This window comes from Loigolactobacillus zhaoyuanensis, from assembly GCF_003946385.1.
Classification (GTDB): Bacteria; Bacillota; Bacilli; order Lactobacillales; family Lactobacillaceae; genus Loigolactobacillus; species Loigolactobacillus zhaoyuanensis.
The window spans coordinates 33,910-50,313 of the sequence record NZ_RHOE01000010.1 but is presented as its reverse complement, the minus strand read 5'-3'; the positions used below and the strand labels follow the sequence as shown (position 1 = coordinate 50,313).

Annotated in this window: 17 protein-coding genes; 7 read left to right on the top strand and 10 right to left on the bottom strand. The window is 43.9% G+C overall.

Annotation, left to right across the window (positions count from 1 at the left end):
- Positions 1-19: 19 nt before the first annotated feature.
- Both EKM76_RS03760 and EKM76_RS03755 read right to left on the bottom strand, forming a co-directional pair.
- Positions 20-988, bottom strand: a complete 969-nt coding sequence (locus EKM76_RS03760) for an alpha/beta hydrolase (protein WP_125549358.1) — start codon at positions 986-988, stop codon at positions 20-22.
- Between the two features lie 106 nt (positions 989-1,094).
- A complete protein-coding gene (locus EKM76_RS03755; RefSeq protein WP_386794893.1) occupies positions 1,095-2,339 on the bottom strand; it encodes an MFS transporter in 1,245 nt (414 codons plus the stop codon).
- A 263-nt stretch (positions 2,340-2,602) separates the two neighbouring features.
- Here EKM76_RS03755 and EKM76_RS03750 point away from each other — a divergent pair, with 263 nt between their 5' ends.
- Positions 2,603-3,292 carry a DUF975 family protein gene (locus EKM76_RS03750; protein WP_125549357.1) on the top strand — a complete coding sequence of 230 codons (690 nt, stop codon included), beginning with the start codon at positions 2,603-2,605 and terminating at the stop codon, positions 3,290-3,292.
- A gap of 182 nt (positions 3,293-3,474) precedes the next feature.
- On the opposite strand, the gene EKM76_RS13400 is transcribed toward EKM76_RS03750, so the two are convergent.
- The 3 genes from EKM76_RS13400 to thrC all read right to left on the bottom strand — a co-directional run bounded on the left by EKM76_RS13400 (position 3,475) and on the right by thrC (position 6,419).
- Positions 3,475-3,618 carry a hypothetical protein gene (locus EKM76_RS13400; protein WP_164507577.1) on the bottom strand — a complete coding sequence of 48 codons (144 nt, stop codon included), beginning with the start codon at positions 3,616-3,618 and terminating at the stop codon, positions 3,475-3,477.
- A 41-nt stretch (positions 3,619-3,659) separates the two neighbouring features.
- Positions 3,660-3,917, bottom strand: a complete 258-nt coding sequence (locus tag EKM76_RS03745; RefSeq protein ID WP_125549356.1) for a hypothetical protein — start codon at positions 3,915-3,917, stop codon at positions 3,660-3,662.
- A gap of 1,005 nt (positions 3,918-4,922) precedes the next feature.
- Complete coding sequence (gene thrC, locus EKM76_RS03740; RefSeq protein WP_125549355.1) at positions 4,923-6,419, bottom strand: threonine synthase; 1,497 nt, start codon at positions 6,417-6,419, stop codon at positions 4,923-4,925.
- A gap of 595 nt (positions 6,420-7,014) precedes the next feature.
- On the opposite strand from thrC, the gene EKM76_RS03735 reads away from it, so the two are divergent.
- From EKM76_RS03735 to EKM76_RS13395, 5 genes are all read left to right on the top strand, one after another.
- The gene (locus EKM76_RS03735) at positions 7,015-8,181 is read left to right on the top strand and encodes a 2-isopropylmalate synthase (protein WP_225417867.1); all 1,167 of its coding nucleotides are present in this window, start codon (positions 7,015-7,017) and stop codon (positions 8,179-8,181) included.
- Entirely contained in the window at positions 8,178-9,239 is a 1,062-nt protein-coding gene (gene leuB, locus EKM76_RS03730) for a 3-isopropylmalate dehydrogenase (protein ID WP_125549353.1), read from the top strand. The genes EKM76_RS03735 and leuB overlap by 4 nt, the downstream gene beginning before the upstream one ends.
- A complete protein-coding gene (gene leuC, locus EKM76_RS03725) occupies positions 9,239-10,612 on the top strand; it encodes a 3-isopropylmalate dehydratase large subunit (protein WP_125549352.1) in 1,374 nt (457 codons plus the stop codon). Before leuB ends, leuC begins: the two co-directional genes overlap by 1 nt.
- 169 nt (positions 10,613-10,781) lie before the next feature.
- Positions 10,782-11,369: a 3-isopropylmalate dehydratase small subunit gene (leuD, locus tag EKM76_RS03720; RefSeq protein ID WP_125549351.1), complete on the top strand. Its 588-nt coding sequence runs from the start codon at positions 10,782-10,784 to the stop codon at positions 11,367-11,369.
- Positions 11,370-11,695: 326 nt separating this feature from the next.
- Positions 11,696-11,854, top strand: a complete 159-nt coding sequence (locus EKM76_RS13395) for a hypothetical protein (protein WP_164507576.1) — start codon at positions 11,696-11,698, stop codon at positions 11,852-11,854.
- A gap of 35 nt (positions 11,855-11,889) precedes the next feature.
- Here EKM76_RS13395 and EKM76_RS03710 read toward each other — a convergent pair whose 3' ends face one another.
- The 5 genes from EKM76_RS03710 to EKM76_RS03695 are packed head-to-tail and all read right to left on the bottom strand — an operon-like array spanning position 11,890 to position 15,636.
- Positions 11,890-12,819 carry an ABC transporter substrate-binding protein gene (locus EKM76_RS03710; protein ID WP_125549349.1) on the bottom strand — a complete coding sequence of 310 codons (930 nt, stop codon included), beginning with the start codon at positions 12,817-12,819 and terminating at the stop codon, positions 11,890-11,892.
- Positions 12,820-12,837: 18 nt separating this feature from the next.
- The gene (locus EKM76_RS03705) at positions 12,838-13,839 is read right to left on the bottom strand and encodes a FecCD family ABC transporter permease (RefSeq protein ID WP_125549348.1); all 1,002 of its coding nucleotides are present in this window, start codon (positions 13,837-13,839) and stop codon (positions 12,838-12,840) included.
- The gene (locus EKM76_RS13765; RefSeq protein ID WP_263853672.1) at positions 13,836-14,084 is read right to left on the bottom strand and encodes an iron ABC transporter permease; all 249 of its coding nucleotides are present in this window, start codon (positions 14,082-14,084) and stop codon (positions 13,836-13,838) included. The genes EKM76_RS03705 and EKM76_RS13765 overlap by 4 nt, the downstream gene beginning before the upstream one ends.
- A complete protein-coding gene (locus EKM76_RS03700) occupies positions 14,054-14,824 on the bottom strand; it encodes a FecCD family ABC transporter permease (RefSeq protein WP_263853671.1) in 771 nt (256 codons plus the stop codon). The genes EKM76_RS13765 and EKM76_RS03700 overlap by 31 nt, the downstream gene beginning before the upstream one ends.
- Complete coding sequence (locus EKM76_RS03695; RefSeq protein WP_125549347.1) at positions 14,824-15,636, bottom strand: ABC transporter ATP-binding protein; 813 nt, start codon at positions 15,634-15,636, stop codon at positions 14,824-14,826. The genes EKM76_RS03700 and EKM76_RS03695 overlap by 1 nt, the downstream gene beginning before the upstream one ends.
- A 302-nt stretch (positions 15,637-15,938) precedes the next feature.
- Here EKM76_RS03695 and EKM76_RS03690 point away from each other — a divergent pair, with 302 nt between their 5' ends.
- Positions 15,939-16,184: a YdeI/OmpD-associated family protein gene (locus tag EKM76_RS03690; RefSeq protein ID WP_125549346.1), complete on the top strand. Its 246-nt coding sequence runs from the start codon at positions 15,939-15,941 to the stop codon at positions 16,182-16,184.
- The last annotated feature ends 220 nt before the right edge of the window (positions 16,185-16,404 follow it).

Here is a 16,404-nt window from a genome sequence, read left to right as displayed (position 1 = left end):
AAAACCGGCTAAGTGTCACTTAGTCGGTTTTTGTGTTTAGCTGTGTAGTTTTCAACGGTAAGTACTGTTGTAGAAATCCAACGATATGGCGTTGGTACCGTTGGGGATCGAGCCAGAAGCTTTCGACATGGGTCGCACCTTTAACTAACCACAATTCACGCGGACCTTGTGTGGCGGCGTAATTACTAAAAGCCATCTCGCTGGGGACGAAGCTGTCACGATCACCGTGAATAAAGAAAATCGGTAAATGATTCTGCTGCAGCTGGGTGGTTGATTGCACGGCGTTAAGGTAGTAGCCTAAGCGATGTTTATTGATCAGACTGACCAGCGGTACAAACGGGTATTTAGGTAAATGAAATTGCTTTTTCAACAAATAAGCGAGTTCGGCTTCCACACTGGAATAACCACTATCTGCGATCAATGCTTTGACCTGTGTTGGCAATTTTTCACCGCTCATCATTTCCACGGTCGCACCACCCATACTGGCGCCAAAAAGAACGATCTCAGTATCCGGACCGACTTCTTTGATAATTAGCTGTAACCAATCTAGATAGTCTAAGCGATCAAGCCAGCCGAAGTTGATATATTCGCCAGCGCTGTAACCATGACTGCGATTATCTGGCAACAGGACGTTGAAGCCTAATTGATGGAACATATAGGCATAATTGGCCATGGTTGAGCCGTTACCTTTGTAACCATGCGAAATGATCACAACACGTTTGCTGGCAGGAGCAGGAATAAAATGAGCGACTAAATGGTTAGCCGGTTCGTTGGGATGTAGCTGCCAAGTTGTTTTATCAATTTGTTTATACCAGTCGATATAGTGGTAATAAGCCGTCGCGTATTTTTGCTTGTCCGCAGAAGTTTCAGGCACGTAATCGACGCGCTTAAAAGCATAATCGAACAGGCGCAAACTTGCGCCAAATACGCTGGAGGCGACAACTATTGGTGCCGCCAATTCTGCGGCAGTGCGTTTACTTATTTTCATGATCTCATCGCCTTATTGTCCTCATTATACGCGGTTTTCATGGAAATACCTATTATTTATAACTATTAAAAATTTGGCTGGAGTACGCGGCAGGATAACTAGATTATTAGTCGGCTTGGGTGCTTGGTCGTAGCCAGCGGCCAACTAATCGACGCTGACTGATCAATACCGGGATCAATAAAAGTAGCGCTAGAAAACCGCAGGCGGGAAAGCCCCATAAACCAGAGAATACATCCATTACGCCACCAACATAGAGGCTCCCGATCGGCGTGGTACCTTGATTTAATAGAACGTAAACACTCATAATACGGCCGCGCAGTTCATTTGGAATCGAAAATTGGAACGAAGCATTAGATTGATTTAAGAAAATCATATTACAAAAACCAATCGCCACCATCAGTACCATGGCTAAGCCAAATGAACGCACAAACAACATGGTGGCTTGTAGGGCAGCGGTGCCACCTGCGGCAAACAAATAAATATTTCGCTGTAGACCAAAACGTGACATGTAGCTCATTAAAAAGGCTGCGACCAGTGAACCTAGGCCCGTAGCTGAAAGTAAATTAGCGTAGGTTTGTGCACCAGAATGAAGAACTGTTTTAGCAAAAATAGGGATGATCACGTTATTGTTATAATTTAGCGTACAGACGATCAACATTAGTTCGGCACTTAAGCGCACGTCAGCGTGTGACCAAACATAGGCCAAGCCAGTTTTAATATCAGACCAAATTCGTTGCTGTGACGGCGTTGCGACTACAGCTTTTTGTTTAATTAAGAAGAGCCCCAATAAAACAGCAATATAGCTGATCGTATCGACCAAGAAACAAAAACCGACACTAAATTGGACCATTAATAAACCAGCCAATGAAGGCCCAGCGATTTTAGCTAAATTAAAAATCGTTGAATTCAGCGAGATCCCGTTCATAAGGTCTTTTTGACCGACTAGCTCAACGACAAATGACTGCCGGGTCGGCGTGTCAAAACTTTGCAAAATCCCATAGCCAATGGCGATCAATAAAACTTGCCAATACTGAACGACCTTCAAATAAACAATGACGGTCATGATGATCCCTAAAATTAGAAAACCTAGCTGGGTCAATAAAAGAATTTTGCGTTTAGAATAGCGATCAATCAACGTGCCAGCAACTAAGGTCAATAAAAGGATCGGTATAAACTGGCAAGCCGATAAAATACCAACTAGTAACGCTGATTTAGTCATTTCATAGACTAGCCAAGTTTGCGCAGTTCGTTGCACCCACGTGCCCATCACGGATATACATTGACCGATCCAAAAATAACGGAAATTTTTAACGTGTAAGGAAGAAAAAGTGCTGCGTAAAACATTCATCATTAGCCCAACCTTCGTGGTCAGATTCTGGGGATAATCAAGTAGCAGCTAAACTGAATGCTGAAAATCGGCGAACCTAGTAAATTATTGTTCTCATTATTAGGCTTCGCTAAAGGGATGTCAATTTTTCTTCACCGCGAGTAAATGGTTGATCTAACAGTAAAGTATCCGGCAATCACTAAACTGATGACACAGGTTATTTCCCCCAACCCAGGTTTTCAGTTATACTAGACCGTGAGATTAAAATTGCAGGGAGCGAAAAATAAATGACGAAAACGCGAGCCGAGCTGAAAACTGAGGCCAAGACATTATTGCATGGTCACTGGGGCACGGCAATCTTGTTAAACTTAATACCAAATATTCTGACAATTATTTTGTGGGCGTTTATTATGTTCAGCGGCATGATTCGTGACGACGTTAGCACATTGGCCTGGTTATTTGAACTATTAACGCAAATTGTAGTAGCCTTGACCACTGTAGGTGTGTCGTTAACTTACTTACGTTGGCTACGGGACCCGCAACGGAAAATCAACCCATTTCGCGATCCATTCTTTCCGTTTGATGCAGGTTGGTTCGTACCATTATTGATGTTGGCCGTAGCGATTTACGTTTTTACTACCTTATGGTCAATGCTTTTCTTGATTCCAGGGGTGATCAAATCGATCTCTTATAGTCAGACATACCTGATTTATCAAGACACACGCTTGGCTGGCAAACAGCAGCTTAATCCGTTAGCGGCGATCACGCTTAGTCGGCAATTAATGTATGGTCATAAAATGGATTATTTTATATTAATGCTAAGTTTCTTAGGTTGGGACTTGCTAGGCGTGATCACGTTAGGTATTGGCTTCTTATGGATCGCACCTTACCAATCCGCAACGTACGCAGCTTTTTACAATGATTTGGTGCAGACTAAGGCGGCGCAAACAATAGAAAACGATTCACCAACTGCCTAAACTGATATATTAGACCATTGTGTGTTTTAAGTTAAAGTCGTTTCAAATTGAAGCGGCTTTTTTTTGTTCAAAAAGGTTGCCTGATAGCGTACGTGTAGCTGGATTGTTTGACTAAAAAACAAGGAGCCACGACGGTCATTACTGATGTCATGGCGCCATTAGCTTTGTAAAGTTTACTGGTTTTATTTGACGATTCGCCGTTCTGTTTCTTTATCATGCAACAAGGGTGAATTTTTAGTTTGATGGTTGATCCACAGTACGCTGGCTTGGCCTAGTAGAATCGGTGTTATGATCGCCGTGACGATAATTTCGATAACTTTTAGCATCGGCATTCAACTCCTTACTCAATTTGATTAAATTACGCTGGTTAAACAATTGCGGTAGTAGGCACCATCCAATCGAATGATAATAGCTGGTGGAAGTGCCGGCCAACCGGGATCCATAAGCCGGCGGTCAATATATTTTTAAGGGCGGCCCAGAATAAAGGATCGGCACGTTGTTTTTCAGAAGTATTGATCGTCAGGACTTCACCATCTTCGGCCTTAGCCACGATCTGTGCCTGGTTGACGCTGACTAATTGAGCAGTAATAATGTTCTGCATTTTTTTATCATAATCAAGTATCATATTGAATCATCCTTTACTTTAAATGCTATCTAACGCGCAGCATGTGTTTGTTTGAGTTGATAAATACAGTTTAGTGGCGCTGGCTTAAAGTAACCCTAAAAAAGTATGCCTAATTTATAGCGATTTGATTAGGAGAAGTTTAAATGGTTAAGCTGAGGTAAAGAAAATAGACTGACACATAAGATTGCGGTTCTTTCTAAATATTTGGCTAAAAGCAGAGTAAGTTAACTTCCATTCCGGCGCCAGTGGACGGAACGAGTGGCGCGTTGGCGAGCTAATTTTTCCTAGATAAACCCAAAAGCGGACGGAAAAATGGATCTCGCCAGCCACGCATAGTTCTAAATGGCATAAATCGCCATTAAGAACTATCGACACATCTGGTCCACTGGCGACTCCATTCCAGCAGTCAACAGTTGAACATTCAACTGTTGATCTTTTAAGTGGCAAAGTTAGTGGTAATTAGAACGCAAAACACCGATAAAACAGCTTTCTGACTGTTTTATCGGTGTTTTAAGCGTAGATATTTTATTTTTACAACTATGAGCTCTAACAATTGTCAATTAATCCTAATTGAACTAGCTAAGACGATTAAACTAACTAATTTAAATCGTGATCTAACATTGCCAGTGCGCCACTGTCGCTCGTTCTTAACAACTAAGTTCGACAAGTATCAGAAACTAGCACTTATTCGCCAAGCAGTGTTTGCTTCCCGTTGTCGATTGAACTAAGGCAAAGACCGCCAAGTTCAAGTCGCACTGTCGCTCGTTCTTAACAACTAAGTTCGACAAGTATCAGAAACTAGCACTTATTCGCCAAGCAGTGTTTGCTTCCCGTTGTCGATTGAACTAAGGCAAAGACCGCCAAGTTCAAGTCGCACGCGTTCCATACGCCAGCGCCGGAATGGAACCAAACTAACCCTGCCTACGAGTTAATAGGATTTACATTTCCGAATATTATAGCTTAACCGCCTTAGGGCACACGCGCTATTTTCTTCTACAAGTTGTTTTACGCGTGTAGTCGTAAAATATCGGCGATGATCCCGCGCATTTGTTCCGGTGTTGTTTCACGTTTGTGTAAAACCGGCGCGCCAATTAAATCACTGATCGCGCTAGGCAATGGTAAATTAATGAAGTCAGCCAAGCGCTGATCTGCCAAAATACCATCGGTGGATTCATTTTCACCAGCTAGGGCAGTTAATACGGTATTTGGGAATTTAAATGGACTTGCGGTTGCGACAGTGACGGTCAAAGTTTGATCGTCAGTTTCCGCGCGATATTGGCGGGCGACTGCGGAAGCCACCGCCGTATGGGGATCAATTGTGTACTGATTTTCGCGGAAAATACGATTGATTTCTTTGGTAGTTGCTGCTTCATCGGCATAACCAGCATAAAAATCGCCAAGTTCGGCGCGCATCGCTTCATTGATCTCATAATGACCGCTGGTGGTCAAGTCCGCCATTAAGCGCTTAGTTTGTACGCTATTATGGCCGGTTAGGCGGAATAATAAGCGTTCTAGGTTGCTGGAGACGAGAATGTCCATTGATGGCGATGAAGTCACGTGAAATTCGCGGTTACGATCATAAGTACCCGTGCGGAAAAAGTCCGTGAGCACGTTGTTGCGGTTGGACGCGCAAATTAATTTATTAACTGGTAGACCTAATAATTTAGCATAGTAAGCGGCCAAAATATTACCAAAATTACCAGTAGGAACGCTGAGATTGATCTTGTCGCCTAATTTAATGGCTTTTTGATTCAATAGTTGCGCATACGTGTAAATATAGTAGGCGATCTGTGGGACTAAGCGGCCAATGTTGATCGAATTCGCCGAAGAAAGCTGATAATCATTGCGTGCTAATTCTTGACGGAATTCCGTATCGTTAAAAATTTGCTTAACTTGGGTCTGCGCCTGATCAAAGTTACCGGTCAACCCCACGACGGCAGTGTTATCGCCCACTTGAGTGACCATTTGCTGCTTTTGAATTGGGCTGACGCCATCCCGAGGATAAAACACGATGATCTTGGTGCCTGGTACATCAGCGAATCCAGCCATGGCAGCCTTACCAGTGTCACCGGAAGTTGCTGCTAAAATGACAATATCTTTAGCGACCTGATTTTTTTTGGCAGCAGTGGTCATTAAATGAGGCAGTAACGATAACGCCATATCTTTAAAGGCGATCGTTGGACCATGGAATAATTCCAAAAAATAGCCATCCTGCGATTGCCGCAAAGGTGCAATTGCCGGTGTGTCGAATTTTTTATCATAAGCTTGATAAATGCAATCACGCAATTCTTCTTCAGTGAAATCGCTGAAAAAAGCTTGCATAACTCGGTAGGCGACTTCTTGATAAGAAAAGCTACTGAGTTTAGCAAAGTCTAAATTTAAAGCCGGCATTTTCACTGGAACGTACAAGCCACCATCCGGCGTTAAACCTTGTAAAATTGCTTGTGAGGCAGTGACCGCTTTGGCGGCCGCATCCCGTGTACTACGGTAAAGTGTTTCCATATTAAATGATTCTCCTCGTGTGTTTAAAATTAAGCGCTATTTTATATTTTCGCGCGCGATTTTTTTTATTGAGTTGCTGACAAAGTAGGCAATCATCAGGATCAGCCATTGTTTATAGAAGTGACTATCCAAATCATACCATATTGCCGCTTCGTTTTTCGTTTCAGCAATAAAGTTTTATTGTTTTGAAACATTTGCTGTAACATGAGTAATAGATGAGCGTTAAATGAAAAATAAATGAAAACTAGTGTTGACAATGAAAAAATAAATTGTTAGGATGAGAACATCAAATCAAGCAAATCAATTAAGAAAGGGAGCTGATCGTTATGATAAAACAAATTAATAGTCAATCGAACAACTCCCTATTCTTTGCCCTCCTCCTCTAGCCAGGACTCTACACATTGTGTTGAGTCCTATTCGCTTTTGGGAAGTAGGGCTCAACGCAAGGCAGTAATTCAGCTTAGCACCCTATTTCTTAACCGAGATAGGGTGCTATTTTTTTGCTGATAGTGTGAAATAAGGTAGAAAAATCGATCTTACGGAGCATGTTTAACCTGCTGATATAAGACGAAATCTAATGAGGAGCGTGTTCAAAATGAAAAAAATTCAATTCTTCGATACAACGTTACGTGATGGTGAACAGACGATTGGGGTTAACTACAGCATTAAACAAAAGGTTGAGATTGCAAAACAATTAGAAAAATGGGGCGTTGATGTGATCGAAGCTGGCTTTCCAATTGCCTCACCAGAAGATTTTGCTGCATGTAAGGCGGTTTCCGAAGCGGTTACCCATACGATGATCACTGGCTTAGCGCGTTGTAAAAATGCGGATATCGATTCTTGCGTGCAAGCAACCCAAAACGCGCAGATCAAGCAGATTCACGTTTTCATCGCTACTAGCCCGATCCATCGTGAAGATAAGCTACATATGACCAAAGAAGAAGTTATTCAGAGTATTCATGATCATGTCGCTTACGCCAAGCGCTTTTTCGATATTGTTCAATTTTCGCCGGAAGATGCGACACGAACTGAATTAGATTTCCTGGCTGAGGCTGTGCAGACGGCAATCGATGCGGGGGCGACGGTGATCAACATTCCCGATACGGTGGGTTATACCAATCCCAAAGAATTTGCCCACTTATTCCAATACTTACAGCAGCAGATCGCTAACTTTGATGATATTACATTTTCTTCCCATTGCCATAACGATCTAGGCATGGCCACCGCCAATACGTTGGCGGCAATTGAAAATGGGGCGACACGGGTAGAAGGAACGATCAATGGTATCGGCGAACATGCAGGTAACGTCGCATTAGAACAAATTGCAGCTAACTTCTACGTCCGCCGCGATTATTACCAATGCGAAGATAACATTAACCTAGAATACACCAAGGAGACCAGTGAAATGGTCAGCCGGTACTCTGATATGACCGTGGCCAATAATCAACCAGTGACTGGGGTCAATTGTTTCTCAATTGAATCGGGTATTCATCAAGATGGTTTCCTAAAGAATCCGCAAACTTACGAAATTTTAACACCCGCGACCGTGGGCATGCCAGCCACCGCACTGCCATTAGGTAAATTATCTGGCAGCCACGCGGTAATGGATAAATTAAATCATATCGGCTATGACGTTGACCGCGGCGACATGCGCCGAATTTTCCCACGCTTCAAAAATATCGCTGATCAAACTAAATTAGTTTCCGACGCTGAATTACACACCATGATGCAAGACTATAAAAAGGACGTGATCTCGGCATGAGCGCAACGATCGCAGTATTACCTGGCGACTATATTGGACCAGAGATCATGCAAGCAGGGTTGGCGGTACTAAAAGCCGCTGCTGCTGCAACTAATTTTGACTATCAGCTTAAAGCATATCCTTTCGGCGGCGCTGCAATCGACGCAACCGGTGAACCATTGCCGGCAACGACATTAAAGGGTGCACAGGCTGCTGATGCGATTTTACTAGCGGCGATCGGCGGCCCTAAATGGGATCACGCCACGCAGCGGCCTGAAGCTGGTTTACTGGCGATCCGCAAAGCGCTGGGTCTGTTCGCTAACATTCGGCCCACCCAGGTATTGCCGGCGTTGGTCCCTCGTTCACCGCTAAAGGATAACATCGTTAGTGGTACCGATTTTGTGATCGTCCGCGAGCTAACCAGCGGCATCTACTTCGGTGAACCGCGCGAATTAGCGGCGGATCACGCCATCGACACCATGGTCTATCAAGCCAGTGAAATTGAGCGCATTCTCCGCGCTGGCTTTGAATTAGCGCAGACGCGGCGCAATCATGTGACCGTAGTCGATAAAGCCAACGTGCTAGCCACCAGTAAATTGTGGCGCCAAATCGCTGCCCAGGTAGCGTCAGACTATCCGACGGTCACCGTGGATTACGAATACGTTGACGCCGCCGCAATGAAAATTATTCAGCAGCCGACCCATTTTGACGTGATCATCACCGAGAACTTATTTGGCGATATTCTTAGTGACGAAGCGGCTACCATCACCGGCTCATTGGGCACGATCCCATCGGAAAGCCGCGGTATCAGCGGGCCTAGCTTATACGAACCAATTCATGGTTCCGCGCCGGATATTGCTGGTACCGGCAAGGCGGATCCTTTATCAATGATCAATTCAGTGATATTGATGTTACGCAACAGTTTTCAGGCGCAAGCGACCGCTGACAAAATAGCTCATGCTGTAGCCGCCACTTTAGCCGCTGGCATCATGACGCCAGACCTTGGCGGCACCGCGACTACTGAATCAATGACAAGCGCAATTATTGAGCAGATCAAAACGAAAGAAGCGATGAGCTAATGGCACAAACAATGTTTGATAAAATTTGGAATAAACATGTAATTACTGGTGAAGCGGGCCAGCCACAATTGATCTACGTTGATCTTCACTTAGTCCATGAAGTAACCTCACCGCAAGCTTTTGAGGGCCTACGCGAGAATAATCGTAAAGTGCGCCGCCCAGAACGGACTTTTGCGACCATGGATCACAACGTACCAACAGAAGATATTTTTAACGTTAAAGACATGATTTCACGCAAACAAATGGATACTCTGAAAAATAATTGTGAAGAGTTTGGCGTTCGCTTAGCGGCATTAGGTGATCGGCAACAAGGTATTATTCACGCCATCAGCCCGCAACTAGGTTTGACCCAACCAGGCCAAGTAGTTGTTTGTGGCGATTCCCACACCTCAACTCATGGTGCCTTTGGCTCAATTGCCTTTGGCATCGGCACCTCTGAGGTGGAACACGTATTTGCCACGCAGACGATTTGGCAAGCCAAACCGAAAAATATGGGTATTCACGTGACTGGTAAATTGCCCAAAGGTGTTTACGCTAAGGATCTGATCATGGCGTTGATCGGCCAGAATGGTGTTGATTTTGGTACCGGTTATGCAATTGAATTTTACGGTGATACGATCGAGCGCATGTCCATGGAAGAACGGATGACGATTTGTAACATGGTAATTGAAGGTGGCGCTAAATCAGGCATCATTAAGCCTGATCAAACGACTTTTGATTATGTTGCTGGCCGCGAATATGCGCCGCAAGACATGGCCGCTGCTAGTGAATACTGGTCGCAATTTTATACTGACGATGAAAGTGCCTTTGATGAACAATATGAATTTGACGTCACTAAGTTAGCACCATACGTTTCTTGGGGCACCAACCCGGGAATGTCCGTGCCTATCGATCAGCCATTCCCTGAACCCGTGGATATTAATATGCAAAAAGCGTATGACTACGAAGGCTTAAAACCAGCTGGTCAGGCCCGTGATATTGATTTAGGCTTTGTCTTCATTGGTTCGTGTACCAATGGCCGCTTATCCGATCTAGAGATTGCTGCCAACATTATGCGCGGGCGGAAAATCGCACCAAACATTACGGCGTTGGTGGTGCCAGCGTCCCGCGAAATTCGCGATGAAGCGGAACGCCGCGGTTACGCTAAAATTTTCAAAGATGCTGGCTGTGAATGGCGTGAACCCGGGTGCTCGGCTTGCTTAGGCATGAATCCTGATCAAGTCCCCGCCGGCGTTCATTGTGCGTCGACTTCCAATCGTAATTTTGAAGGCCGCCAAGGTGCCGGCTCCATGACCCATTTGGCCAGCCCAGCGATGGTTGCGGCTGCTGCATTACACGGCCATTTTATCGACATCCGCAGCGAAGCAATTTAAAGAGTGTCTGAAAAAAGGCGCTAAGATTATGGCCTATAGCCTAGCTAGGCGAAAAGAGACACGCAGTGGCGCGTTCGACTAGCGTAGCTATACGCAATGATCTGCCTTTTTTAGCACGTTTCAGCAAAAAATGATTTCAAAGAGATTCTCAATGAAGGGCGGCAATAATATGGAACCAATTACAGTTCATACTGGCAAAAGTGTTGCCTTAATGCGCAACGATATTGATACGGATCAAATTATTCCTAAGCAATTCCTGAAAAATATTCTAAAAACAGGTTACGGTATTCATGCTTTTTATGACTGGCGCTACTTAAAAGGTAGTGGGCGGCCTAATCCTGATTTTATTTTGAATCAGCCTAGTTCAAAGGGTGCAACGATTCTAGTGACTGGTAATAACTTTGGCTGCGGTTCCTCGCGGGAACATGCAGCCTGGGCGATCAAGGACTGGGGCTTCAAAGTGATCATTGCTGGTGGCTACAGTGATATTTTTTACATGAACTGTACCAAAAATGGCTTACTACCGATCGTATTACCACAGGCTGCACGTGATGTTTTGGCCAAAGCAACACCAGAAGAGACGATCACGGTTGACCTGGTACATCAAAAAGTGAAGTACAACGATCATGAATTTGCCTTTGATATCAACCCAACTTGGAAAGAGAAGTTTATCAGCGGTATCGATGATATTGATCTAACCATGAGCCATGAACAAGAGATTGAAGATTACGAAGCACAGATTCCTAGTTTTGGGTAAAGGTAGTTCATCTAAATATCTTGGTGGAAATAGTTTTAAGATATATTCTGAATAGAAACGGTGCTGAGATGATCAATTTCAGTGTCGTTTATTTTTGTTGCTACCTTAAGTTCAAAATCACAACTATTTTCCCTTTCACTTATATATACGTTTGAGCAAGCCGATTTGGGACATTATTTTTTTCTAAAAAAATAAGCATATGTTATAAATGCTGTTATATCAGTCTTTATAGCACTAAATTTTTTTACCTATTTTTTTATTGGAATTAGTAGCGTTGCCACTTTTGGCAGAAAAAGTGCCAAAAATGGCAGGCGTGGATGCCAAAAGTGGCAGAAAAAGTGCCAAAAATGGCAGGTGCGGATGCCAAAAGCGGCAGAAAAAGTGCCAAAAATGGCAGGTGTAGATGTCAAAAGTGGCAGAAAAAGTGCCACTTTTGGCATTACTTAGTTAGTGTGAATATTGTCGAAAAAACAGCTATACCGTAAGTATTATATTTACGGTATAGCTGTTTTTGGATTAATTATTTATTTGCTTTGATCAACGCGTCAGTCACAATTTTTAACTGCGCGCGTGTGGCGAATGGATCGTAGTAATACATTTTATTGAAAGGCAGTTCGATGACCCGATTGGCTTTGACTGCAGCCAATGACTGCCAAATTGGGTTCTTCTTCATGGCAACTAAGGCAGGATCTTTCTGGCCCTTGGTGCTAGAAGTAGTGACGAACATGTAATGCGCTTGGTATTTTGGTAAAGATTCAACGGAGATTTCCTTAAAGCCAGCGCCAGAATCTACTTTTTGTAGCGGCTTAGAAAGCTTGAAACCCAGTGCTAACATGGCCTGAGCACCACGACTAAAGCCAGAACCATAAGCATAAAGTTTACTACTTTGCATTTCGTAAACCCCGAAGGAACTCTTACGGCTGATCTTAGCTGCTTCTAAACGTTTGACCTGCTTTTTAGCGGCGGTGTTAAAGGATTTTGTGAAGGCCTTAGCCTGTTTGGGCTGATTCAACAGCTTAGAAAAGTAGTTCATTGAAGCGGTAAATTGCTGCGTCTTTTGATAAGGAATTTCGACGGTGGGGGCAATTTTCTCCATCTTCTTGGTATCACTTTCGTTACTAGTGATGATCAAGTCTGGTTTTAACTTCAAAACAGCCTCGGCGTTCATTGGTGTGCCAACGTCAGTCATTTGTTTGAGTTTAGCTTGATCCAAGTAAGGATTGGCCATTTCTAGCTTGGTTGAGCCGACAACGTTAACCTTTAGCGCCATAACTTGACCTAAATACAGGCCGGCGACAACTCGTTTAGGATGATTAGGTACCTGGATCGTGCCGTTAGCAGCTTTGAATGCATGGGTATCGGCCGCTGCAACTGGCCGTGGTAAGAATATAACTAGCAAAGCGAATGCAGCTAATAAGCCGCCACAAAAGCGCTGAAATTTTTTTGACATAATGAAGTCCCTCCCAGATTAAATTGTTTCACGATCAGCTTGGTGCAGTAATAAAAAGACGAAATAAGGCATAGTGATGACGGCGACAACGAGCCCCACCGGCAACTGGCTTGGTGCGAAAATATTTTCCGCCACCACCGCTGCAAAAAGAATTAAGTTGACCCCAATTAGGGCAGTCAATGGTAAATAATAACGACCGTGATTGCCGACTAAGCGGCGGGCGATATGTGGGGCCATTAAGCCGACAAAGCTGATCGCGCCACCGCCAGCAACTGCTAAACCGGCAAGTAAAACGGCAAGAACTAGTAACGCTTGCCGTTTGCTGGCAACGCCTAAGCCTAGGCCACTAGCAGCTTGTTGGCCCAGCGTGAGTAGATCACTGGCCCACAAGCCACGTAAAGTCAGCGGCAATAAAATCAGTAGGCCAACGGCTAATACTGCAATATAAGACCAATCTTGATTCCAAAAATCACCACTGATCCAGACGATCAATTTATCAAAATCAAACTGATCTAGCTGGAGTTCGATCAATAAAATAATACCGTTAAGTAAAGTGCCACTGGCAATTCCCAATAATAATAGCTGTAGTGGCTGCTGCAAGCGGCGTTGAATAAAAACAATACTGGCGCCGACCAGGCTACCTAGAACAGCAAATAGGGGCAAACCGTAAGTTTGGCTTAGCGGAATATTAAGATGACTTACCGCTAAAAAGACTACTGCACCTAAGCTAGCTCCGGAGTTGATCCCCATAATACTAGTATCAGCTAAGGGATTCTCGGTGACTAATTGCAGAATGGCACCACTTAAGCTCAGACAGACGCCACAAATAACACTAAGGGCAATCTGCGGCAAACGAAATTGTACTAAGACTAAGTCAGCTTGAGCACTGCCGTGACCGCTAAGAACTTGACCAATTTCAGTCCAAGAAAGATGAATACTCCCATGGGTCAGCTGAAAAATAACTAAGCCGATAAATAAAAGAATGAATAGGGTGCAGTAAAAACGAAAACGCTGTTTCATGCAGTCAACGCCCCCTCTTTGCGCCAGAGAAAGGCGAATAAGAACAGGCCGCCGAGAATTGCGCTTAAAGCGCCTAGTGGGAGTTCAAATGGTGGCCGAGCTGACTTAGCTAAAGCATCACCAAAACTTAAAAAGGCACCGCCAGCTAGCAGAACTTGACTAACCGTTTGCTTGAAACGATGACCGCTGAGAATTGCGATACATTGTGGAATACCTAGGCCAACAAAAGCAATATTACCGGCCACAGCGACACAGCGACACAGCCGCCAGCTGCCAGTACAATTAACAATGCGGCCAGTATTCGCGTGCCGGTGCGTTTGCTACCCAGACTTTGCGCTAATTGATCATTTAAGGTCAATAACGTTAGTGAATCGCGCAGACAGAAAATAACGATCAATAAAATCACTAGAATTGCCGTTAATAACCAGACAGAACTATAGGTGATACCGGAAAACCCGCCGACCAACAAAGTACGGTATTGAGCCGTTGTTTGTGTAAGCAAGCTAACCGCGTAAGCGACACTAACTAAAAATCCAGAAAAAATACTACCACCAAGAATCAAGCGCAGCGGCTGCATACCATTGCGGGTCAGCGATAAACCAAGTACGACACCAAAAGCAACTAACGCTCCGATCAAGGCCAGACCGAAGCGTGCGCCGATGGTAAAAGGAATACCAAGGACTGTACCAACGATCAAGGCGAGGTTGGCACCACTATTTACCCCAAGGATCGCGGGGTCGGCGATCGGATTGCGCGAAATAGTTTGTAATAGTTGTCCGGCAACGGCTAATTCAGCGCCAACTAAGACGCTGGTCAATGCGCGCGGTAGACGAACGGATAAAATTGTTTGCGCTTGTAAGCCAGGCTGGGGATGGATCAGGGTCAGCGGACTAAACCAAGTTGGGCCGCTACAAAGATCGACCACAAAACCGGCGACTAACAAAAGAATTAAAACAAGATAGATCCGCCGTGTTCGGCGCGTCATTATTGTGCCCCCACAGCTGTTGGCAACGGCGCAAATGTATCGTAACTAGTGATCATTGGACAGCCTAGCCGTGGTTCCGTGGCTACCGTCGCATCGATTTGGAAGACCTTAGCCAACATACGTGATGTAAAAATTTGGTCAGGGCGGCCTTGGTACATAACTTGGCCCTCCTTAAGGCAAACCAGAAAATCACAAAACCGGGCTGCTTGATTTAAATCGTGCAAAACAATAATGATTGTTTTATGTTGGGTCTGGTTAAGCTGCTGTAACAGCTTTAGAATCTCTAACTGGTGGGTTAGATCAAGATAAGTGGTAGGCTCATCCAATAAGAGGATGTCGCTATTTTGCGCCAACGTCATCGCAATAAAAGCACGCTGCCGCTGACCACCGGATAGATTAGCTAAACTGCGTGTGGCTAAACCTTCTAAATTAGCATCAATTAGCGCCTGGTCGATGGCTGCTTCATCGTCAACTTGTAAACCATGCAATGGTTTTTGATAGGCAAACCGACCGTAGCCAACTAAATCGCGAACGAGTGTATCTTCTGGTGCTTGTGGATTTTGCGGTAAGCTGGCAATATTTTGTGCGCGTAATTTTGGCCGAAATTTTACCAATGGCTGACCATTTAAAACCACGCTACCGGCTGCTGGTTGGCGGAAACCGGAAAGCACGTTAAGCAGTGTTGACTTACCACTGCCATTGGGTCCGATCAAGCCAATGATCTGCTGATCGGGAAATTTTATATTTAAATGCTCGATAATCATATGGTTCGGATAACCGATACATAAATCATGTCCTTCAAGTTGTGTCAATGATGCCCCTCCTTGACTAAAAGCATAGTTCTAGTTTAACGGAAAAACGCTTTATTTAAGTGAGTATAGGAAGACTTTTAGATAATAATTCGGTAAATTAATATCTGATTAAAAATTAATTAAAAACGCTCTGTTTAGCTACTTATTTTAACAGAATAAATTGTGTCTGGCTAGGCTAAATGAAAAATGTTCTCAATTAGAATGCTTATTAAATGATTCTCATTTTTGCTCAGGGTCTTTTCACTTTAGCTAGGGTTTGATATGCTATTAATCAGGAAAATGACTAAAGGAGTCGATTTTAAATGGTAGAAAAGAAAACGCTCGCGGATTACGAAGTTGATATTCCACAAGTAAGTGAGTTACTTAATGATGCCCCCGCAACTAAACAATTCTTTGATGACTTAACCCCTGGTTACCAACGCGAATGGGCGCGGTATGTTTTTGGCGCCAAGGCGGAAGTAACTAAACAACGGCATATTGCTGACATGCGGATGATCCTCGACGCGGGGTATAAATCTAAGCGTGGTTATGGTCAACGAGCTAAATAACACGCTTACATTTAAATCGATAAAAATAGACTGACAGTTTGAGCTGTCAGCCTATTTTTTTATCTGGAACTTTAGTTGAGCAGCACGATAGTTAAATATTAGCGCAATCAAGTTACCGGAGGATTATTATGCATGCCACTAATCATTAACTAAATTAGACAATGATAACTGCTTATTTTGCGAATTTTAATAGTATCTGCAAAATAACACAAGGAAAGGA

Bases quoted from the DNA above. Each gene is read 5' to 3' on its own strand.
- EKM76_RS03760 (WP_125549358.1), bottom strand. From the start codon at position 988: ATGAAAATAAGTAAACGCACTGCCGCAGAATTGGCGGCACCAATAGTT.
- EKM76_RS03755 (WP_386794893.1), bottom strand. From the start codon at position 2,339: ATGATGAATGTTTTACGCAGCACTTTTTCTTCCTTACACGTTAAAAAT.
- EKM76_RS03750 (WP_125549357.1), top strand. From the start codon at position 2,603: ATGACGAAAACGCGAGCCGAGCTGAAAACTGAGGCCAAGACATTATTG.
- EKM76_RS13400 (WP_164507577.1), bottom strand. From the start codon at position 3,618: ATGCTAAAAGTTATCGAAATTATCGTCACGGCGATCATAACACCGATT.
- EKM76_RS03745 (WP_125549356.1), bottom strand. From the start codon at position 3,917: ATGATACTTGATTATGATAAAAAAATGCAGAACATTATTACTGCTCAA.
- thrC (WP_125549355.1), bottom strand. From the start codon at position 6,419: ATGGAAACACTTTACCGTAGTACACGGGATGCGGCCGCCAAAGCGGTC.
- EKM76_RS03735 (WP_225417867.1), top strand. From the start codon at position 7,015: ATGAAAAAAATTCAATTCTTCGATACAACGTTACGTGATGGTGAACAG.
- leuB (WP_125549353.1), top strand. From the start codon at position 8,178: ATGAGCGCAACGATCGCAGTATTACCTGGCGACTATATTGGACCAGAG.
- leuC (WP_125549352.1), top strand. From the start codon at position 9,239: ATGGCACAAACAATGTTTGATAAAATTTGGAATAAACATGTAATTACT.
- leuD (WP_125549351.1), top strand. From the start codon at position 10,782: ATGGAACCAATTACAGTTCATACTGGCAAAAGTGTTGCCTTAATGCGC.
- EKM76_RS03710 (WP_125549349.1), bottom strand. From the start codon at position 12,819: ATGTCAAAAAAATTTCAGCGCTTTTGTGGCGGCTTATTAGCTGCATTC.
- EKM76_RS03705 (WP_125549348.1), bottom strand. From the start codon at position 13,839: ATGAAACAGCGTTTTCGTTTTTACTGCACCCTATTCATTCTTTTATTT.
- EKM76_RS03700 (WP_263853671.1), bottom strand. From the start codon at position 14,824: ATGACGCGCCGAACACGGCGGATCTATCTTGTTTTAATTCTTTTGTTA.
- EKM76_RS03690 (WP_125549346.1), top strand. From the start codon at position 15,939: ATGGTAGAAAAGAAAACGCTCGCGGATTACGAAGTTGATATTCCACAA.